This window comes from Catalinimonas alkaloidigena, from assembly GCF_029504655.1.
Taxonomy (GTDB): Bacteria; Bacteroidota; Bacteroidia; order Cytophagales; family Cyclobacteriaceae; genus Catalinimonas; species Catalinimonas alkaloidigena.
Genome location: NZ_JAQFIL010000001.1, coordinates 7,061,429 through 7,083,402, shown reverse-complemented (window position 1 = coordinate 7,083,402; position 21,974 = coordinate 7,061,429). Strand labels below are relative to the sequence as shown.

General features: G+C 44.4%; 16 protein-coding genes. 2 read left to right on the top strand and 14 right to left on the bottom strand.

The features are described 5' to 3' along the window. Positions 1–38: 38 nt before the first annotated feature. The 5 genes from OKW21_RS28770 to OKW21_RS28750 all read right to left on the bottom strand — a co-directional run bounded on the left by OKW21_RS28770 (position 39) and on the right by OKW21_RS28750 (position 7,163). Entirely contained in the window at positions 39–1,199 is a 1,161-nt protein-coding gene (locus tag OKW21_RS28770; protein ID WP_277486520.1) for a zinc-dependent alcohol dehydrogenase, read from the bottom strand. A 155-nt stretch (positions 1,200–1,354) separates the two neighbouring features. After that, a complete protein-coding gene (alr, locus tag OKW21_RS28765) occupies positions 1,355–2,512 on the bottom strand; it encodes an alanine racemase (RefSeq protein ID WP_277486518.1) in 1,158 nt (385 codons plus the stop codon). Beyond that, positions 2,506–4,356: a hypothetical protein gene (locus OKW21_RS28760; protein WP_277486516.1), complete on the bottom strand. Its 1,851-nt coding sequence runs from the start codon at positions 4,354–4,356 to the stop codon at positions 2,506–2,508. Before OKW21_RS28760 ends, alr begins: the two co-directional genes overlap by 7 nt. Positions 4,357–4,511: 155 nt before the next feature. Next, positions 4,512–5,732: an ATP-grasp domain-containing protein gene (locus tag OKW21_RS28755; RefSeq protein WP_277486513.1), complete on the bottom strand. Its 1,221-nt coding sequence runs from the start codon at positions 5,730–5,732 to the stop codon at positions 4,512–4,514. Between the two features lie 168 nt (positions 5,733–5,900). Further along, entirely contained in the window at positions 5,901–7,163 is a 1,263-nt protein-coding gene (locus OKW21_RS28750; RefSeq protein ID WP_277486511.1) for a mechanosensitive ion channel family protein, read from the bottom strand. A 315-nt stretch (positions 7,164–7,478) separates the two neighbouring features. Between OKW21_RS28750 and OKW21_RS28745 the strand changes: the two genes are divergently transcribed. Then, positions 7,479–7,946, top strand: a complete 468-nt coding sequence (locus tag OKW21_RS28745) for a ferritin-like domain-containing protein (RefSeq protein WP_277486509.1) — start codon at positions 7,479–7,481, stop codon at positions 7,944–7,946. Positions 7,947–7,982: 36 nt separating this feature from the next. Here OKW21_RS28745 and OKW21_RS28740 read toward each other — a convergent pair whose 3' ends face one another. From OKW21_RS28740 to OKW21_RS28700, 9 genes are all read right to left on the bottom strand, one after another. Beyond that, positions 7,983–9,356, bottom strand: coding sequence for an alkaline phosphatase family protein (locus tag OKW21_RS28740; RefSeq protein ID WP_277486508.1), 1,374 nt, complete (start codon positions 9,354–9,356; stop codon positions 7,983–7,985). After that, entirely contained in the window at positions 9,353–10,570 is a 1,218-nt protein-coding gene (gene eboE / locus OKW21_RS28735) for a metabolite traffic protein EboE (RefSeq protein WP_277486506.1), read from the bottom strand. Before eboE ends, OKW21_RS28740 begins: the two co-directional genes overlap by 4 nt. 23 nt (positions 10,571–10,593) lie before the next feature. Further along, positions 10,594–11,739: a 3-dehydroquinate synthase gene (locus tag OKW21_RS28730; RefSeq protein ID WP_277486505.1), complete on the bottom strand. Its 1,146-nt coding sequence runs from the start codon at positions 11,737–11,739 to the stop codon at positions 10,594–10,596. A gap of 95 nt (positions 11,740–11,834) precedes the next feature. Next, positions 11,835–12,728, bottom strand: a complete 894-nt coding sequence (gene eboC / locus OKW21_RS28725) for a UbiA-like protein EboC (protein WP_277486504.1) — start codon at positions 12,726–12,728, stop codon at positions 11,835–11,837. 98 nt (positions 12,729–12,826) lie between these two features. Beyond that, positions 12,827–13,735, bottom strand: coding sequence for a TatD family hydrolase (locus OKW21_RS28720; protein WP_277486503.1), 909 nt, complete (start codon positions 13,733–13,735; stop codon positions 12,827–12,829). Positions 13,736–13,875: 140 nt separating this feature from the next. Further along, positions 13,876–14,781 carry an EboA domain-containing protein gene (locus tag OKW21_RS28715; RefSeq protein ID WP_277486502.1) on the bottom strand — a complete coding sequence of 302 codons (906 nt, stop codon included), beginning with the start codon at positions 14,779–14,781 and terminating at the stop codon, positions 13,876–13,878. Positions 14,782–15,200: 419 nt separating this feature from the next. Then, positions 15,201–17,012: a translational GTPase TypA gene (typA, locus tag OKW21_RS28710; RefSeq protein ID WP_277486501.1), complete on the bottom strand. Its 1,812-nt coding sequence runs from the start codon at positions 17,010–17,012 to the stop codon at positions 15,201–15,203. Positions 17,013–17,200: 188 nt separating this feature from the next. Beyond that, positions 17,201–19,000: an arylsulfatase gene (locus tag OKW21_RS28705; RefSeq protein WP_277486499.1), complete on the bottom strand. Its 1,800-nt coding sequence runs from the start codon at positions 18,998–19,000 to the stop codon at positions 17,201–17,203. A gap of 94 nt (positions 19,001–19,094) precedes the next feature. After that, positions 19,095–20,018: a mechanosensitive ion channel family protein gene (locus tag OKW21_RS28700; protein ID WP_277486497.1), complete on the bottom strand. Its 924-nt coding sequence runs from the start codon at positions 20,016–20,018 to the stop codon at positions 19,095–19,097. Between the two features lie 120 nt (positions 20,019–20,138). On the opposite strand from OKW21_RS28700, the gene OKW21_RS28695 reads away from it, so the two are divergent. After that, a complete protein-coding gene (locus tag OKW21_RS28695; RefSeq protein WP_277486495.1) occupies positions 20,139–21,719 on the top strand; it encodes a beta-N-acetylhexosaminidase in 1,581 nt (526 codons plus the stop codon). Positions 21,720–21,974: the final 255 nt, after the last annotated feature.

The window sequence follows — 21,974 nt, the reverse complement described above, 5'->3', positions numbered from 1 at the left end:
AATATTGTACATTCAAGGGCTCTTTCTCACTTCTAATACTATGGCTGTAGTACTACTTTCACACAATTATCTTCCTTTTCATTAAAGATTTTATAGCCATGCTCGGCTTCACTCAATGGCAAGCGGTGGGTAATAATATCATCAAGCTTGACTTTACCTTCTTTTACTACGTCCATCAGATAATCAATATGGCGTTGCACCGGTGCTTGTCCGCCTCTTAAGCCTAATCCTTTGTCAAAAAATTTACCCAGGGGGAAATTATTGTGGTAGGAAGCATATACTCCGGTAGTAGTTACCATTCCACCTCTTCTTACAGTATCAAAGCAGTTTTCCAATACTTTAGCAGAGCCCACTTGTCCACCCAAGGTGCTGGTTACTTTCTTGACGATTGAGCGATCTGCTTCCATGCCTACCGCATCTACACAAATATCGGCTCCTCTTCCCTCAGTCATGCTTCTTACTACCTCTGCTACTTCTTCTTCGGCAGCATTGATCACTTCACTTCCTGCGGCCTGTTTTGCTTTTTCCAGGCGATAGGGCTGAATATCTACGCCTATTACCCGCTCAGCTCCTCTAAGCCAGGCAGACTTTTGGGCCATAATGCCCACCGGGCCACAGCCAAAGACTACTACTGTTTCACCTCCTTTGACGTCTGCCCAGTCAATGGCTGAATATCCGGTAGGAAAAATATCTGTCAGGAAGAGTACCTGCTCATCGCTAAGTTCATCGGGGACTTTACGAGGACCAAAATCAGCGAAGGGAACACGGGCATATTCTGCCTGGCCGCCATCATATCCGCCATACATGCTGGTATACCCGAATAAGCCGCCGCCTTTTCCTTTGGTCAAGTCTCCTTCGGGGCCATAAAACTCGGGATTAGAATTTTCGCAATGGGTATGCAACTGCTGTTGCTGGCAGAAGAAGCATTGACCGCAGGCGATAGGAAATGGGACGACCACCCTGTCACCTCGTTTCAGATTTCGGACATCTGTACCGGTTTCTTCCACTATTCCCATAAACTCATGTCCTACTACAAACTTTTGCTTGTCAGGAATCAGGCCATTGTAAATATGAAGGTCTGAACCACAGATTGCTGTGGAAGTAACCCTTATGATGGCGTCACGGGTATCCCGGATGATAGGGTCAGGAATGGTATCTACTTTTACATCTTTAGGTTTGTGATAAACAAGTGCTTTCATGCTAAAAAATTGAAAATGTTTAGGCGAAAAAATTTACTCGCTCACTTAACCTGACAATTTTCCCTTTGTTAGCTATCTCTTTCCCCGGCAATGAAAATTGAGGATATGTTCATTGAACCGTCCAGTATTTCACTACCACTGCTGGTAACTTTTCTCTATTTTACTACTTCTCTGGGGATAGCCGACGGCAGCCGACTTAGCATTTCGTTGTTTACCAAGTGCGTAAAATTGGTGAAGGACTGTACGTTGATCACATTATTTTTCTGACGCCCTACCAGCACCACTTCATCTCCTACCTTGGTGTCGGGGATGTGAGTAATATCTACCATGAAGAGGTTCATATTAATTAAGCCTACGATAGGTGCTTTTTTACCGCCTATCAAAACATGCCCACGGTTAGATAGAGCACGAGGATATCCATTAGAATAGCCCAGAGGCATTACTGCCACTTCCATATCCTGCGTAGCCTGATAAGCTGTACCATACCCTATGAACTCCCCGGCTTTCACATGGCGAATATCCATGATGTCTGTTTTCCAGGTAAAGATACGCTTCAAAGGTTTATCAGAAGTCTTACCTACTTCCTGCAAATGGAGGTAGTAAATATCGGGGCTGGGCCAGAAGCCGTATTGTGCTACCCCTACTCTTACCATATCATAAACCGTGTCTTTCATGGCCAGCGCTGCTGCGGAGCAGGCGATATGTCTATAGTTAGGCATTAACTTTTTGGTCCGGCATTGTTTTATAAATGCTTTGTAGCGTTTGTGCTGCTGATCTATCTTAAACTGATTGGATAGGCTCTCCGCCCCGCCAAAATGTGTACACAAGCCTTCAAAAATCAGAAAATTCTGATTTGCCTTCATAAACTCCAACGCTTTCGGAAACTCATCATCTTGCAGGCCTGTGCGGTTGGCCCCGGTTTCTACTTCCAGATGAATTCTGGCCTTTTTATTTAACTTTTTAGCAGCTTCCAACGCTTTAGGAAGTCGATCAAAATTATAAATATAAAATTCAATATCATGTTCAATCGCCCAGGGAATGTCATCTTCATAAAGTATACCCATGATCATGATGCCGGAACCTTTGGTGACGCTTTCCAGCACTTCCTCTGCCTCAAAAGCTGAGGCTACTGAAAAATGACGGACCCCGCATGCCTCCGCCATGGGAACAAACTGATGAATACCGTGGCCGTAGGCATTGGCCTTAACTACGGAAGAAAACCGGACATCAGGCCCGGTTTTCTTTTTGATAAAATTAATGTTGCTTTTGAGTGCTGCCTGATTTAATAATATTCTTGAAGAGTGTTTTACCATTGTTTTTTGATTTCATTCCAAACATAGGCGCGACCCCAACTCTCACGGGCCAGCTTTTCTACTTTCTTGATCTCCGGACTGGGCACTTTGTCCACCCAATACTTTGCTTCCAAGCTATTAAAGTGAAAAGCATACACTCTTGAAGCAAATTGGTAGAATGGCAAAGAAGACTCTCCGTGCTTTTCCCCGTGGTCATACACTGAAGGTTTTATCCCCTGGCCCCAGTCCTGGCGGCCTTCGTTATTAGGATTTAGAAAATAAGCCCTCATTTCACCTTCAGGGTCACGACGAATGCGTAAAAGTGATACTGCATGGAAACCCAGCATATCCCCTCGGGAGGAAGTAATATAGATACCTACCGGATTAGGATAAACCAGTCGGTGCCCTCCGTTAAAATCGGGATGGCAGGAGGCATAAAATATCCGCTGAAAGCCCTTGAAATCCTGTATAGCATTGAGCAGGTAATTATATACTGAGGCAAAGCCCACCTGTATCCACTGTCCATAAAGCGCGGGGTTTACCCATTTGTGGGGGTCTTCTCCCCGGCCGGACGCCAGGCGCATCATTTCATTATAGATCTTATCCAGTTTAGGTACCAGTACTACCGAGACCGCATCCAGGTTATAATCCATATTTTCTACCAAACCTTTGCCCAGTTTACTTGACTCCAGTTCGTGGCCTTCAAAGCGGAATGCCAGATTGTTCTGCGTAGCGGCAGTAATCACCAGGTTGATCAGCTTGGCAGGAGCATGCTGGCTCCACATGCTAATACCTCGTGCTGATTGACAGGTAGGATTGTTTCCTTGCCCCACCCCCAGCGGCTGGCCTAAGATACGGATCAGTGCACCAATAAGGTACTGCAAAGCTTTTACATCCGGATGCTTTTGCACGATAGATTGTATGATATCTTCTTCAGTCTTGCTATGCAGCCTAACGCGTCGCATATTGTCCAGACCGGCACGTACAGCCTGGCGAGAAAACAGCCCTTTTTCCAGCATCTTGGCAAAACCATAGATACATTGAGCATTGTTAGGATGAATAACCTCTCTAATCAGTTTTCTTACAAACTTCTTATGTCTATACCATTCCGCTTCACCAGTATCACTAAGCTCAAAAGCCGCCGGAACTAAGTCATCCTGCTCAGCAGCAATAAGGTGAAGTAGCAGGCTGGCATGAAAATTACTTACCAGACCGTGGGCACGCATTGATTTCCCCATCTCATAAGCTTCCTTTGCCAGCACATCCGGGCTGGCTTGCTTCAGAAATTCCTCATAGGCCTCAAGCTCCTGGTGCTCTCTCGCTCCTGTGGAAGGGGCATACAGTTCATCTACATACATTTGCAACGTACTGTCGCTTTCTGACTGGGTGTCCAGCTGGACTTTTTGTTTTACCAAACTGATAATTTCGCGTGCAGTACGTGTCACTACCGGGCGCTGTTCACAAACGATGGTGATCTCTTCCGCCAGTTTTTCTTTGATACCTTCCAGCCGTGAATGCTCTAGCAAAAACCTAAACAGTAAGCTAATCTTCTTCAGCTCGCGCTCGCTCATGTTGATGCGTGACTCTTCTGTGGGCTCCTGAAAAACGAATTCCAGATTATGTACCAGCACCTCTTCCAGAAAATTAGCGGCTTCATCAGTGCTTAGCTTACGAGATTTGATGTCTCCTTTGGCATAAGCAAGCATACGCAGCTCACTAAGTACTTCAAAAGAAGAGTTTGGGTGTCCGCTTTTCAGGGTACCCTTTACCAGGGTAGGGACAAGCTTGTTGGGTTCATTCCAAGGCGTTCCTTTAAATACACCTGCCTTTTCCAGGGGGCCTATCTTTTCGTACAGATACGCCATGCCCTCGAGGGTCAGGCTGAGTTTATCAACCTGACTAATGAGTTTTGTGGCCTTATCCTGTTTTGTTAATTCACTGGCTTCCAGAAACTCCTGATAGGAATTTTGGAAGTTGTCAATATTCTGTTCTGCTAAAATAACTTTATTCGTTCAATGGTTTATAAATAGAAATCTACATTCTCATAATGCTTCAGTAGCTCGGTCATACGATCCGGGTCTTCTCCTTTAAAATTAATTGTACCAAAGTGGTTCCCATAACCTTCACGAGAATCAATTTTTTGTGTGCTCAAAGGAGGCACTAAGTTGTGATCTACAAAATACGGCTCCTCTGTAAGTTCGTCAGGAATTTCCAGTTTGGAGATTTTTCCCTTACGGGGATATATCATCACATTTCCGTAATAAGTTTCCGGCTTATGTCCTTTAGGAGGAAAAACCGCATCCAGCTCTTCTTCTGTAATATTTGGGTCATGAGACAGCACAAACGCACCCAGAGCATCAAAGTCATATGCCTTGGCTGCCAGTTCTAAAATATGGCCTCCGGGGATACGACAGGCTACCTCACCAAAGTTCATTTCATCATTTTCTGTAAGGAACCACTCGGGATGAATCATACCATATTCTATGCCGAAGATATCCACCAGCTTCTGCACATGTTTATGGATAAGGTCACGCTTGCTCTCCAGATAATGCCCCTCAGGAATGAAGTTAGAATAGCCTAACTTGACATATTCAGTAATGTTCAGGAATCGGATTTTTCCTTTGTTAATATAAGCTTCGCAGGAGAACTCTCGTCCACTCAGGTGGCTTTCAGCCATACAGGGAAAGTCGGTGTCTTCTACTTTTTCGTCAATATCACGCATGGAGCGCAGCAGGCGATGCCCTACTGTACCGGCAGCCGCAAAAGGCTTGAGGTGCACCCAACTATCTTCTTCACCGGGCACCTGCAAATTGGCCTGGTTGAGTCTTTTCATAAATTCACGTACCTGCTCCCGATTATGAACTTCTTCAAAAAAACCTACTTTTAGTCCGCCAATCAGTGCCTTACGTTTCATCATGGCTTTATTTCGGAACAAAAAGGCTCTGTTGAGTACGCGAGGGTCATTTCTGTAAATGGAATTGAGCGCTCCTGCCCATTCTACAGTTTCCTCAAACAAAGGCACCGCTACATCTACATTGAAAGATTTTAGTTTTTCAGCAAGGTCAATAGAGTTTGAGCTGTCGCTCCACTCATCAAACTGGTAGGAAACAAAAGGAATATTATTTTCTTGAGCATAAGACTCAAAATCCGGGAAGGAAACGACTACATAAGGTTTGTTGAGCTTTTGCATGCTCTCAATAACAGGTAAACTCCACCCTAAAAGTGCAAAACAATTTGCCATAACTTGTATTGGTTTTTAATTAGATGAAAAAACTTATTTGTTTCTCGTATGTATTAATAGCTTGTACGTAGGTACACATATTAACAACGTCCTGCAAGGGTAGGTGTTTGCTTCTTTCTGCTTTATCTTGTTTATGGCTACTCAAAGTCATTATAAGCCTCTTTTTATTTATACTGCTTTAGTAATTGGGACTCCATCCTCATCTAGAGGCTGATATTGCTGTCGTACATAAGCAGAGATAATTTTCTTTTTATATTTTGTCAGGCTCAACTCCTTATTTACCGCCATCTGTAAGTCACTTTTCCATTTTCTGCGGGCTTTGGCTCCCACCAGATAGCGAATCGTGATATTGGTCCAGGAGTCGGTAGCAGAAATGAAGAGTTGAGGTTTTTTTGCTACTGCTTCATGGATGTTCGATTTTTTTAGTATTTGAGCATAATCCTGAGCGGGCTGAAGCATATACGCTCCCAATAGTCCATCAGCGACCTTTTGTAAAACCTCCATTGCCAATGATATGTCTGACTCATTTGCAATAGGGATTGCCAGCTCATCCCATACATAAGGAAAATCTCTTGTCAGATTAATTACCGTGCCGGTCAGAATCTCATTGTTGGGAAAAGTAACCAACCTCCCGGTGGACTGCTCAGCCTGCACTGCTCCCGGCTGATCGGGCGAACCGATTTCCCAGACGGTGGTGGTGAGTGAGTCAATTTGGTACACATCGCCAAACACTTCGCCTACTGCGATGCGGTCTCCTACGCTATAGTAGCCCTGAAAGGAGTTGAGCAGCCAGCCGGTAAAACTCTCAATGGGCGTTTGCAGTGCCCAGGAGAGGGCAAGTCCTACCAGGCCTACCGAACCTACCAGTGCCCGTATATCTCCCGCCAGTACGCTAAGTGCCACACCCGCTGCCAAAAGCCAGACAGAAATAGAAAACACTGCGATCACAGCATTTGAGAAGTTCCAGCGATGGGTAAGCCTACGGATCAAAGGACGTAGTAGCCTGAGAAACACCCAGGCGAGGAGAAGTGCCAACAATGCTATGAGCAGCTTGGGCAAATTCTGGTAAAAGCCATTCCACAACTCCCTTACGGTAGCAAGTGCCTCATCGGCAGCCACCGAAGTATTTTCACTCATACTTTTTTCTTCAGCCACTATGGTTTCTGCCTCCGTTGAATCCTGGGCTTGTGAAGCTTCTCCGCCGGGAAAAAACAGTAAAAGTAGCATCGTGAAGGCTACTGCCACAATGGATGCCTGACGAAATTTGCTCAACTGGCGGTTAGCCTGATCGGCTGTTTTACGACTGTTAATACGATCTCTTCTACTGTTTTTTGGTAGTTTTCTTTTTCTCCCAATGGTTCTTTTGAGCAATCGTCCCTTGGTAATTCTTTTTTTACTGACTTGTCGTTGTCTAGAATTTGTAGCTTTCATAAAGGGCAGGAATTATAAGGTTTGGTACAGGTTTATATCCTAACTACAACACGGTACGCAAATACCTGTTTATTAAATTTCATTTGCACCCTACTCCTCTCATATCAGAAATGTTATATTTTTAGAGGGATTTTTTTTATTGATCAGGGGTGAGAAAAAGTGAGAGTAAAAATAAATTTCACGCTTTAAAGTCCCTGTTTTACAAGGAATTGCAGCTTTTAAAAAAAGGCAAGAAGGACCAAAAACCTTTTGAGCAAGTACTCGTTTTGAGAATTATTTAAACACAATTTTTTCATCCACCTTAATTTCTTAATTATGGAAGAGCATAAAAGATCAGTCAATATCCTTAATGAATTGCTGGAAAAAAACTACGATGCTGAGAAAGGCTATCGTAGCGCGGCAGAAAATGTGAAAAATTCTCGTCTGGCTAATTTTTTACTCCAGAATGCAGACATACGGCAAGGTTTTGCTATAGATATCGCTGAAGAAATTCTGGACCTGGGCGGAAAGCCTGTCTCTGACACCAGCATCATGAGCGAACTGCATAGGGCATGGATCAACTTCAAGTCTGAGATTACCGCAGAAAATGATGAAGACGCTGTTCTCAAAGAGTGTATACGAGGTGAGGAGGCTGCACTAAAGGACTACAATAAAGCTTTGAGGAGTAAGAGTCTTGATGATTCTACGGAAGTACTGCTGGAAGAGCAGCGCGCACAGATTGCACTCGCTATCAGCGAACTGGAAAGCCTGGAAGAAGAAGCAGGGGCGGGGGAGATATTATAAATTTTACACAGGAGGGACGTATCCCTCCTGTATTATTTATTTTTGTAAGTGTTGCATCATTACGTCGTACACCTCGGTAGGAGCTATATGCTCTTCAGCTAATAAGTTTTTATCCTGGCTAATTAACAAAGGACGGTCTTCTACTGATTCAGGAATACGGCCATGCGAGCCCCTGACTAATGTAGCATCCAGAGGAATCACATCCATCAAATAGCGGAAGCCCAGCTTTTTCTTCAGCAGCTTCATTCCTACTTTCGCTTTCAGAAATTTGATGTCAGGATCAGCAAATACTTCTACCGGATCGTAACCGGGTTTCTGGTGAATATCTACGGTACGGGCAAAGTCAGGGGCCTTTTTATCGTCCAGCCAGTAATAATAGCTAAACCAGGAATTTTTATCAGCTCCGACCACAAAATCACCGGCACGATCGTGATTGATATGGTATTGGTTTTTCCCTTCCTCATCCAGTACCAGCTCTACACCGGGTAGATCTTCCAGCAGTTGCTTTACTTCTGCCATAATACTTTTATCATTGACATACACATGGGCCAGCTGGTGATCTACTACAGCAAATGCACGACTGGCGCCTGCGTCCAGCCTTTCCAGACCGAGTTCTTCTTTGATGGTAATCCATCCTTTCTTACGCAATGCACGGTTAATATGTATTGGATGGTTCACATCCGTAATGCCATATTCTGAGAGCAACACAACCTCCGCCCCTCGAGCTTCATAGAAAGTAATCAGGTCTTTACATACCTCATCAATCTCATTTAAATCTTTGGCAATTTTGCTGAAATCAATACCGCAGCGCTGTAGGTTATAATCCAGATGAGGCAGGTAGATGAGTGTAAGGGTAGGGTTATGCCATTCTTCTACTTTCTTGCTGGCATCAGCTATCCAGCGGGTGGAGCTGATATTGGCATTGGGTCCCCAGAAGCTAAAGAGAGGAAACTGGCCCAGCTCCTGCTGCAGGCGATCACGCATATCCATAGGGTACGAATAGATATCCGGTAGCTTGCGTCCGTCGGAAGGGTAAAGGGGGCGGGGGGTTACTGAATAATCCGCGCTGGAGTACATATTGTACCACCAAAACATATTGGCACAGGTAAAATCGGGATCTGCTTTTTTCGCCTCTTCCCAGATTTTAGGCGCCTGTACCAGATGATTAGACTGCCGCCAGAACTTGATTTCACATTCGTCCTTAAAGTACCAGCCATTACCCACGATACCATGCTCTTCGGGATACTTCCCGGTCAGATAGGTGTACTGCGAGCTACAGGTAACTGCTGGCAGCACCGGGTCAATAGATATTTGCCTGCCCTTGTCTCTCCACTGCTTCAGAAATGGTGTATGTCCACCGATAAGGCGGGGGGAGAGGGCTACTACATTGATGACAACAGTTTTCTTCATGCCTGCTCAAAATTTTCTCTTACCCACTGTAGTTCCCGAGCGATAGATTCACCCAACTCTATACGTATTTCTTCAGGTAAAACTTCCCAGGTATAAGTTTCTACCTCCAGATGGTGCGTGACCGGGTGGCTTTGCAGGTACTGAAAAGTCTTCAGCACATCATCCTGGGTAGACTGTAATAAACCATAGTTTTCTAAAAATACCGGCACGTGAAAATGTGTTCTCCATTCCTGATACTGAGAATCGTTGATTTGCTCCAGGGCATCTGGCAGGTCAGGATACTGCTGGCGAGTACCATTCTGATTGGCGGCTACTACCTGATGTAAATAAGTAGATTCTGATAAATGCTGAAAAGCCTGCTCGGTCAGTTTACGTTCTGCTGAGTTTTGTGGGAGGTTTGCTTTTAATGCTGCACTGATTTGCACTTTTCCGATACGTATGTCTTCTCGCTCAAAGCGCTGAAATACTGTCGCTGGCTCTTCATACATGACGGCAAAATGACATACATCATAGCAGACACGAATATGCTCCCGCAGACATTCTTCTGCTTCTTCAGCCTTCATTCCATGCTTCTCTTCCAAATATTGAATCCCTTGCGGGAGCAGGTGTTCCTGATAAAAATGCACCGTGGTTTCGGTATCTTCCAGCAGCCCATCCGGCTCGGGCTCAATATCCAGATGGAGAAACTGACCATGCTGCTTTCTGATTTCGTACAGTTGCCAGGCAAGCTTGCTCAGATATTTTACACCTTTTTCCATAGCCGCCTCGACTTTTTTCTCATTCTTGTGCCAGTATTTGTAGGAAATAGGTGAAGTAGAGATACCGCCGTCCATCGCATCGGGCAGGAGTTCGCTTAGAATATGAAAAAGATTGCGGGTGTATTCATAACGTGCTTCGGTAGTCCAATCGGGCTGATGCACCTCATCCTTCACTCGCTGACGATGAAAGCCTCCGTAGGGAAAGCCGTTCATGGTAAAGACATAACAATCATGGGCTGCCAGCCAGTTTTTAAAAGTTGCCAGATGATGGGCATTTTTTAACTGGTCAGCTGCCTGTCGCGAGAGACGTAAGCCAATGCCAAAATGCTCATCAGGAGAAAGGGCTGCTTTGATTCTGGGCACATAAATATCCAGGGTCTGCATGACGCTATCCCAGTCTTCGCCCGGATGAATATTAGTACAATAGGTAAGCTGGTACTGCTTATTCAGTTTCATAAAAACAGTTTAAAAAAGATATATTATACGATAAGATCGCTCTCTTCAAAAACTTCTAACTTTGAAATCGCCTCACGGATAAGTACCACATCCATCTGGTGTACTTCTACCCCTCGCCCAATGGCTTCCAATAGCATAATAGTAAGTTCTCCGCCCAAATGTTCTCTAAACTCCTGCAAGCCCTGTACAATTTCTTCCTGCTCCATTTGGGGAACATACAGGGTGAAGCCCAGTACTTTCAGTAAATAAATCACTCTGTGTAGATCTTCTTCACTGATCATGCCTTTCAGCTGAGAGTAAGTGACGTCCAGGGCAATCCCTATCGCTACGGCTTCCCCATGACGCACTTCATAGTTTGTAAGCTGCTCTAGCTTATGTGCAGCCCAATGTCCGAAATCCAAGGGACGGGAAGATCCCATTTCAAAAGGGTCTCCTCCTGAGATGTGCTCCAAATGCAGCTCTGCACAACGATAAATTAGCTCCTGCATGGGCTTAGCTTCACGGCTGGCCAGGGCTTCCGCATCTTTTTCCAGTTGTTTGAAAAAGGCTTCGTCTTTGATCAGCGCGACTTTGATGGCTTCTGAAATTCCTGCTCTCCAGTCACGATCATTCAGGGTAGAAAGGAAGTCAAAATCGTTAATTACAGCGAATGGAGGGGCGAAGCTGCCCAAGTAGTTTTTTTTACCAAAATAGTTAATCCCATTTTTTACCCCCACACCGGAGTCGTTCTGAGATAATACAGTCGTAGGAATCCTGATATGCCGTATGCCGCGGTGTGATACCGCACTGGCAAAACCTACCAGGTCAAGCACCGCACCACCGCCTATGGCAATGATATAAGAGTGGCGATCTATACTGTAGGTATGGGTAGCCTCTACAATTTGCTGCAGAAGTTTAGTGTCATTTTTTGCCTGCTCGCCTCCCGGTACGATCAGAGGCTGAGCACATAAAGTAAAATCCTTAGCATAATGTTGCGCATGCTTGTTGATCTGCCGCAACAGTGTCGGGTGGACTTCGGCAACACCACTATCTACCACATAATAAACTTTAGGCTTTTGCTGGCTTCTGACGAGCTCGGCCAATAGAGTATTATTTGTATGAAAAAGTTTTTCTGTAAATAAAACTTGGTATTGGAAAGGGACACTAAAAGTCTGCTGTATGGATTTCATGTACTCGTATTGATCAGAAAGATAGATTGCAAGATAATAGTTATGCTACAAAAACAACCATGAATCTATGCTAAAAGTGCCTCAAGCGCGTATGTTTAGGTTACCGCAAAAGCTTTTCCTACCAGGCGGGAGATGGGAAACAGGAGCAATACGACCAGCCCATAGAACCAACCGGTAAATGCGGTAGCCAGTGCGGCATCCAGTATAATAAGAGAAAGGACACCCGCTTTGACCGCCAGGCCCACCAGCCGTGGTTCTGGATTTCGCAGTGCTTTGAAGAGAGGAGGAAATATGAAGTAGGACAGCAGAGCCAAAAAAGGGATTACCTGCCAATACACCTGATTGAACAAAAATGCCAGCAGGAGTATGCAAATAAAAATAAAGCCATACATAAAAGCTGCCCCACGAATGGCCTGCCTGTTTCCACCATGCACTTCTCCCCGGCTGATCATGGTGATGGCGGCTATGTAAATGACTGGAATCAGGCTGATGTACCATACCTCCCCGATAACAGCAGGAACCACACTCACGCCTAAGAGAAGGTTTCCTCCTCGGCACATCCCCATATTGATAGGGCCCCAGATATTCTGATGTTTTCCCCAGGCATCATACAGTAAGGCACAGGCAGCTACCAGAAAAGCAATGAGCAAGCTAAGCAATGATATCATCCAGGCAGATAAAACTCCTAATATTAATAGTATAGCTCCTAAAAGACTTGCACTGACTAAGCTGGCATCGCCGCTGGGAATAGGTCTTTCCGGACGCTCAATACGGTCCAGTTCGGCATCAAATACATCATTGAACACTACACCTCCGGCATATAATCCGATAGTGGCTAACGCCAGCCACATTAAGGATTCACTGTGGTCACCATTATCTATCCACTGAATAGCCAGGCCAGAAGCAGCAAAACCCGCCATGATATCTGCAATGGCAGTGATTACATTAGCCGGACGCATCAGTTTGACATGCGCAATGAGTTTTTTCATAAAAAAATAGGAGATTGCTGTATTTGGTAAAAAAATAATTGTGGTCAGTGAGAGCACCAGCCAAGGTTATATGTCAATAGCAAATAGTTCAATGCCTGCTAATTCTCTACTATGCCTGAGGAGCCTTTTACTTTGGGTGTCTGGCCGCCACGTAGCACACTGTTGCCTGAGTATTTTTCTCGCTGATCGATAGCGACTCCTTCCTGCCAGTCACTTTCTTTCATTTGTCCACTCTGGCTGTACGCCTCTAATGCGTTCTGATAACAAGCCTTATGCACATCCGCTTCAGAAATTCCTTTTTCCATCATCAGCTTAGCGGTTTTGGGCACAGCCAGCGGATCGCTTACACCCCAGTCGGCTGCGCTATCTACAATAATGCGCTCCGTACCGTACTGCTTCACTATCTCTACCATGCGCTCACTACCCATTTTGGTATGCGGATAAATGGTAAAGGCCGCCCAGAAGCCCCGGTCCAGCACTTCTTTTACCGTCTCTTCATTGTTATGGTCTACTACCACCATATGAGGTGCCAGTCCGTGCTCAATAGCCACATCCATACTGCGGGTAGTGCCCCGTTTTTTATCCCGGTGGGGGGTATGGATCATGACAGGCATATCTACTTCTTTGGCCAGTTCCAATTGCATCCGATAATACTTATCCTCCGCTGGTGTTTGGTCATCGTAGCCAATTTCACCCACCGCTACTACGCCTTCTTTGCCTACATAAAGGGGAAGCAATTCCATGACTTGCTCGGCCAGTCGTTCATTGTTAGCCTCTTTAGAATTGAGACCTATCGTACAATAGTGCTTGATGCCAAACTGGCTGGCTCTAAACCTTTCAAAACCTACCAGGCTATTAAAATAATCCTGAAAGCTACCCACTTTGGTACGTGGCTGGCCCAGCCAGAAAGCAGGTTCTATAATGGCAACAATACCTGCTGCCTGCATAGCTTCATAGTCATCAGTAGTTCTGGAGGTTACGTGTATGTGTGGATCTATGAATTGCATGATTTAGTTTTAAGTTAAAAGTTAAAAGTTTCCAGTAATGAGCTTATCTAAGACGAGTTGGACTTCTAAAAAGCTAAAGGTATAAATAGTAAAAGCATTAGCCATTCACTCATTATTTATTCATCGTTACTCATCAGTCATTACTTATTAACATTATAGCGATCTCCGATACTTTGCCAGTTGATTTCTTTCTTGGCAATGCGGCCTTTGACATCCGGATGTTGGTCAAGCAACTCTTTTCCTCCTGAATAGGTGTTTTCCGAACAAGCAAGCAGGGCGGCTTCTACCTCCAATGGTTCACCATCTTTAACTGACTTTTCGAGCTCAGACAAATATTCTTCATTCAGGTAAGGAGCCACAAAGCGCCAGATTTCCGGGCTGATCTGGCGATGAGCTGCCCAGCGTTCATGCGCAAAATCTATCAGCATACGCGCCAGTTCAGGATTTGCCCGTTCATCTACATGGTATATTTTATACAGCGGCCTTCCCATAAATACTGCTTTGAGCACCAGCTGATTCCAGGCTTCCTGCTCCAGGTAATCTGCCGGATAAGGGTTGTGCAAAGCAATAGCATCAAATACATTTGTCATATTGGTACGAATTCCTTCGGCTGCCCTACCGGTAAGTTCCTTAGGGTGCGGTAGTAAAGGAAGCGCCGCATATAATGCCTGCTGTTCATACATATCGGCCGTTTCGCACATCCGATCAATGGTCAGTGCATACTCCTTAAGATCATCATGAGGCAGAAAAAGCAGAATATAAGTGCGTGTTATCTGAGTCGTATCCCAGTCCTGGGGGGTGAAGCCTTCACGAAGGGCGTTGGCTTTGCTCAGGCTAGCTTCATCGTATGTTATTGAGGCCTTGCCCAGGAAGCGGGGCACAGAACTGAATGAGAAGTAGAAGGTGCGATAGTCCCATTCCTGCCTGAGTTTGCTCAGTTGTTTATCCAGCCACTCCACACCTTCAGGGCTTGCGTTTTTTTGGATCAGAGTGTATAAAAATTCTCTTGCCTGTTCCAGGTTAGCTTGATAGGTAGTTGTTTGCATATTAAAAAACTTTGAGGCTTTAAGTTAAGGGATATTTAGGATTTATGCATAGTAGATAAAAAAACTACCATTAAAGCTTTTAAATAATGATTACAATCAGGCACTGGAACTGTTCTCCGTATGCATTGTACCCCAGGCACGTGATTATAAGCTTAACAATGAAGAAGGTGTAAGTGCTGACCGGTACAAAGCAGAAGAGCCAGGCTATACTCTGGCTAAACAGTGCCAAAGGAAATTTGCCAATAAGTTTTTGTTACTTACTCCGACAATAGCAACATTTATGTTTTTTAGCTTACTTTTCATGCATACAGCAAGAAGCATATGCAAAAAAAAGCGCTACCTGATTAAGGCAACGCTTTTACAAATATAGCTGATTTCAGATTGAGATCAGGACTCTGAACATGTTTCAGGGTAAAAATCTACTGCGCTTCCAGCTTAGCGGCCATACGTTTACGCTCGTTTTCATCCAGATAGATCTTACGCATACGGATGTTCTTGGGTGTCACTTCCAGATACTCATCTTTTTGAATGTATTCCAGCGCTTCTTCCAAAGAGAATGTCTTTTTGGGAGCAATCTTAGTGTTATCATCTGAACCAGAGGCACGCATGTTAGTCAGTTTTTTCCCTTTCAGAATATTAACCACCAAATCGTTACCACGGCTGTGCTCTCCGATTACCTGCCCTACGTACACATCTTCACCCGGATCCACAAAGAAAACGCCTCTGTCCTGTAACTTATCTATGGCATAACCTGTACCTGCGCCTGTATCCATAGAGATGAGTGACCCACTATTTCTTCCCTGAATAGAACCCTTGTATGGCTCATAAGATTTGAACCTGTGGTTCATTACCGCTTCACCAGCGGTAGAAGTCAGCACATTGCTTCGCAGACCAATCAGTCCACGAGCAGGAATATCAAACTCCAGATGCTGCACATCACCGCGAGATTCCATAATCGTTAACTCACCTTTACGCTGAGTAGCCAATTCAATCACTTTACCGGCAAATTCGTCAGGCACATCTACTACCAAATGCTCAATAGGCTCATGACGCACACTATCAATTTCCTTGAAAAGGACCTGGGGCTGTCCAACTTGTAATTCATAACCTTCACGACGCATGGTTTCTATCAGAACTGACAAGTGAAGGATACCACGTCCATAGACTAAAAATTTATCTTCGCTATTAGTCTCCTGTATCTTCAGCGCCAGGTTCTTCTCTGTTTCTTTAAATAGTCTGTCACGCAGGTGGCGAGAAGTTACATACTTACCTTCTTTACCGTAGAATGGAGAATTATTAATGGTGAAAAGCATACTCATGGTAGGCTCATCAATGGAAATACGTGGTAGTGGCTGTGGGTTTTCAGCGTCGGTAAGGGTATCCCCAATCTCAAAATCATCCAGACCTACGATGGCACAGATATCACCACTTTCTACTTCGGAAACCTTTACTCTGCCTAGGCCTTCAAAAGATTGAATCTCTTTAATCTTGGCTTTCTTTACACTGCCATCTCTTTTACAGATTGCCATGTTAGCGCCTTCTACCAGTTTGCCCTGATACACACGGCCGATAGCGATACGACCTACGAAAGCCGAATAGTCTAATGAAGTGATCTGCATCTGAGGGATACCTTCTCTGCGGGGTGCTTCAGGAATGTGCTCCACAATCGCATCCAGCAAGGGCAGAATGCTGTCGGTAGGCTTTTTCCAGTCGGCTGACATCCAGCCCTGCTTGGAAGATCCGTACATGGTCACAAAATCCAGCTGCTCTTCTGTAGCATCCAGATTGAACATGAGATCAAACACATGTTCATGTACCTCATCGGGACGGCAGTTTTCTTTATCTACTTTATTGATCACTACAATAGGCTTAAGGCCTAGCGCAAGTGCTTTACTGAGGACAAAACGTGTTTGCGGCATGGGACCTTCAAAGGCATCTACCAATAGTAGTACGCCATCGGCCATCTTAAGTACGCGTTCTACCTCTCCGCCAAAATCGGCGTGACCAGGAGTATCTATGATGTTAATCTTTACATCTCCATAACGTACAGACACGTTTTTAGAAACGATGGTAATCCCCCGTTCCCTTTCCAGGTCGTTATTATCTAATATAAGTTCGCCGGTTTCCTGATTCTCCCTCAGCACTTTAGAGGCGTGAATAATTTTGTCAACCAGCGTAGTTTTTCCGTGGTCAACGTGAGCGATAATCGCCACATTTCTGATGCTCTGCATGAAATAAATTTTTATTATGCTATGAAAGCGCAAAAATAGCGTAATAGGTTCGATTTAGCGGAAATATTATGGAATAAAGTTTTGCAAAAGGCTATAAAGCCTTTCCCTGCCGCTCAATCTTAGTATATAAAGCGTGGATTCTGCTAAAACATAGCTTTTTGTACAATAGCAGATCGGTTTACAGGCGATCACTCTAACTTTTCCAACATAAGCATCCTAAAGTCGATCGCTTCGCTTCCGGGTATTTCAGTCGCTTTAAGGCTTAAGGTTCCTTTCCCCTGGCTAAAGTGCATGACTCCTGCACTCATGGATTTGAAATCCTTCACATAAGATTCCTGCCGCTCAATACGATCATTTTCCATGCCTATCAGGGGTGGGTCATGGGCTTCGTTAATTTTGAAAGTATGGGCGATATCCTGAAAATTCAACCGCATCGTTGCTCCCACATCTTCCGGCTTGCAGGTATAATACACTTCTACCGCGAAATCACCTGCTTCCAGCACTTCCACTTCCCAGCTAATGCTATCTTCAGTACTGGTCCAGTTTTCAAAAAACGAACAATTGGGATAGCGGTTTGAGCGCTGAATATTTCCGTGGGCTGCTCCATCTCTGGCCGGAATCTGATGGTATCGGAAGTCCGGATGCCCTACCAGAAAGCTACGCTGATCCTCAGCCGGAAGCTCTGCCAAGGCATCTTTTTCCCACTCATGACGAGCAGCAGCAAGTTTCTCTACTACTTCAGGATGGGCTTCGGCAATATTATTGCGCTGCCCGGGATCATTGTTTATATCAAAAAGCTGACCTTCATGATCCAGGCGATACTGCTGGCTACGTACACTGGTTTTTCCGTTCCAATGATTAATCAGCATTCTATCTTCCCAAGATACTTGTCCTTCATTGAGCATTATAGGTTTGAGACTCTTACCATCCAAAGTCTTTTCCTGTTCTGTAACAATCTGCGCCAAGTCTGCCAGTGTAGGAAATATATCTATGATACCCGCAATTTCCTCTATTTTTTTACCTGCCTCTAATCTTCCCTTCCACTGCATAAGCAAAGGTGAACGCACACCTCCCTCGTCGGTAGCACCTTTTCTTCCCTTCATATCGCCATTCCATCGCCAGGAATTTGGCCCGTTATCGGAGAGATAGAGTACGATAGTATTTTCTTCCAACCCTTGCGTTTTTAATGTCTGTATTAATCTGCCTACATTCCAATCTATATTCTCACACATGGCTAAAGCAGCACGGGTAAATTGAGGGTCTTCTTTGGAGGGGTCGCGATGCAGAGAGTCTAGTGTTTTGCCATCCATTTCATTCCACCACCGATCAGGCACCTGCATGGGGCTGTGGGGGGTATTGTAAGGTAGGTAAAGAAAAAAGGGCTGTTCTTTGTTCTTTTGAATAAATTCTATCCCCTTATTGGTCAAATCGTCAATAATATAACCATCCCCTTTTACAATGGCGCCATTTCTTTCCAGCATAGGACTAAAGTAATTGCCCCAATGCCCGGAGGCAAAGCCGTAAAAGTCATCAAATCCACGGCCGTTTGGATGGTAAGGGTACTGCATCCCATTATGCCACTTGCCGTAGCAGGCAGTTTGGTAGCCCGCCTTTTGAAAATGCTGGGCAATGGTAGTTTCATCCAGGTCTAGTCTTTCTCCTCCGGCAGAAGTAGAATAGACGCCTCCACGCGTATGATAACGTCCGGTTAGCAGTTCAGCGCGCGTGGGTGAGCACACCGGACTTACATAAAAATGCTCAAAAGAAATTCCATTTTTCGCCAGATTATCAATATTGGGTGTGCTCAGGTTGGCGTTTCCATTCATACTCAGGTCGCCCCAGCCCTGATCGTCACTCATTATGAGAATGATATTGGGTGATTGCGTTTCGTTTTGCTCCGCTGATTGCGCATTGTCAGATTGGCCTGAACATCCCAGAAAGATAAAAGCTCCTAAGAGGAGCAGAGGCTGTGTTGAATATTTTTTCATGTTGCGTATTAGTAGTAAAAAGTAAGCTTGCCATGTTCAAATACAGAAATCAGCATTATAACATACCCTTCGCATAAAGCCCTCACGTTTCGGCTCAAATGAGCTTCGCAATCATCTGGGAAGCCTCCCTAAGGGTGTGACGCCTGATTTCGCGTTCTTTTTCAGGATTGCTTGACTTCAGCTTAAACAAGAACCTTATTTGTACCTTATCAAAAGAGAGCTGCCGTACGACCAGCTCAAAACTATTTTTCTTAATATAACGCTCATATTCCTGGGCGGCAATAATTAACTGATCCATCAGTTTAGCTGTATCTTTAAGCAACTCAGTTTTTACTTCCAGATCTACATGCACCAGGCCCTGCTCGCGACGGCTCAAGTTTGTAATATCTGAATTGTATACAGTAGTGTTAGGAATTGCCACAAAATCCCCTTCTTCCGTACGCAAATGTACACTGCTTAGCGTAATGTTAATTACTTTACCTTCATGGTTGCCCACCTTAATATAATCACCTAATAAAAAGCGATCACTCGCCATGAAGATCATACCATTGACTGTGTTGGAAATATAATCTTTGGTAAGTAAAACGGAGGCTACTGCTACCAATGAAAAGGAAGTAAAGAAGGTCTCCCATTTTATATCAAACAATAAAAAGAGAGCAGCTACAAATGCAGCAATAGAGATGAGCGTGGCGATTCGGTTGACCGCCAGCACTACATTATCCTGCTCCTCTTTAAGCTTTTTCCTCCTGATATAAAAATATACGATAACGATTCTAGCCAGTGAAACCAGCAGATGCGTGGACAGATAAAAAAGCACAGCCCGTATAATGAGGGCAAAAATATTTTTCTCTGCACTTTCTCCTTCCTCTCTGAACCAGTCCTGAAACTCATAGTTCATGTACATGATTCCTAGGAGCAAAAGAAATTTCAGGATAAAGTAAACTCTCTTGCGGCTTTCTTTCTGCAACAGCTCCTGGCGGTCTATTTCCTGTGCTGCGGCTATACTTCCTTGATTCATAATGGGCGCAAAATTAGCGTATAATCTGAAATTCTAATACGATAAGTCCTAAGAATCGTGCTCTCAACTTCTCTTAAGAATCGAAATAAGTTCTTAAATTGGCAGCTTAACACAAATTTTATGAGATTTATAATATTGAATCTTTACTGTAAGGCATTATTTGCTGTTTTGACAGCTGGAGTATCTTTATCCTGCGCTCCTGAAAAAAAAATGCCTGCCACTAACTTAAGTCAGGAAGTGATCATTCCTAAACCTGTTTCTGTGACTGCCACCAACTCTGCTTTTGAGCTTACCACTGAAGCTGGCATTCATATACAGGGAGCGTCAGAAGCGTTGAGAAAAAACGCCCAATATCTTGCTGATAAGCTCAAGCCTGCTACCGGTTTTGAGCTTGCCGTAGAGGGCAGCGAAGGAGAAGCTGAAGAGGGACATATTTACCTTTCTACCGGTGCCAATGATGATCAACTGGGAGAGGAAGGCTATGAGTTAAATATAACAGAAGAGGCTATAAGCTTAAACGCTAATACTGAAGAGGGGATTTTTCGTGGCATGCAAACGCTTTTTCAGCTACTTCCTGCTTCCATTGAAATGGGATCTGTACAGCAAGGTCCCTGGTACATCCCCAGCGGCACTATCCGTGACTATCCTGAATATGGTTATAGAGGAGTGATGCTGGATGTGGCTCGCCACTTTTTTGCGCCAGAGGATGTAAAGCAGTACCTGGACTATATCGCTTACTATAAAATGAATGCCATGCACCTACACTTATCTGACGATCAGGGTTGGCGTATAGAAATCAAATCATGGCCTAAGCTAACGGAAACTGGTGGAAGTACTGAAGTAGGTGGTGGGGAAGGAGGCTTCTATACTCAGGAGGAATATGCCGAAATAGTAGCTTATGCAGCAGATCGCTATATCACTATTGTACCGGAAATTGATATGCCCGGCCACACCAATGCGGCCCTCTCTTCTTATCCTGAGCTTAATTGTGATAATAAAGCCCGAGAACTGTATACAGGTATAGAGGTGGGTTTCAGCACACTTTGTACCGATAAAGAAGTGGTGTACGAGTTTATTGATGATGTAGTAGGTGAGTTAGCAGCCTTGACTCCCGGTCCTTATATCCATATAGGTGGAGATGAGTCACATGTAACGCCCATGGAAGATTATATTCCTTTTATCAACCGGGCTCAGGGGATTGTAAAATCACACGGAAAACAGGTGATGGGTTGGGACGAAATCGCCAATGCCGAGCTCGTAGATAATGCGGTAGTTCAATACTGGGCAGAAGCAGAGAATGCACAGAAAGCTGTAGCTCAGGGGGCAAAGGTACTGATGTCGCCCGCTACCAAAGCGTATATGGATATGCAATATGATTCAACGACACAGCTTGGGTTGCACTGGGCAGCTTACATAGAAGTAGACAGTGCTTATATCTGGAATCCCGCTGAACTTGCTGAGGGGATAGAAAAGGAACAAATTATTGGCATTGAAGCACCATTATGGACAGAAACCATTACCAATCTGGATGAGTTGGAGTATATGGTTTTTCCTCGTCTGCCCGGCTATGCCGAGATCGGCTGGACGGCCTCCGGAGAAAGAAACTGGGATGAGTACAAAGAAAGATTGGCTGCCCAGAAAGACCGTTTTGAGGCGATGAATATCAATTATTATCCCTCACCATTTGTCCCTTGGAAATAAGTAAGACTTGCATGAAACACTACTGTTGAATTTCTGTAGCCCTTTGAAAGTTTCTTAGGCTTCCTTATACAAAGAAGAGGAAGCCTTTTTTTTGCTTTAATCCTTTCCTATACACTCTAAGGGCCTTCTTTTTTCTCACTCAACATCCACACTCATTTATCGTTAAATTTTACATACGGCACATATTTTTTACCAATCTTTTTCAACTATTATTCGTTATACGTGCCTAAGCTAATTGTAAGTAGAATTCTTACA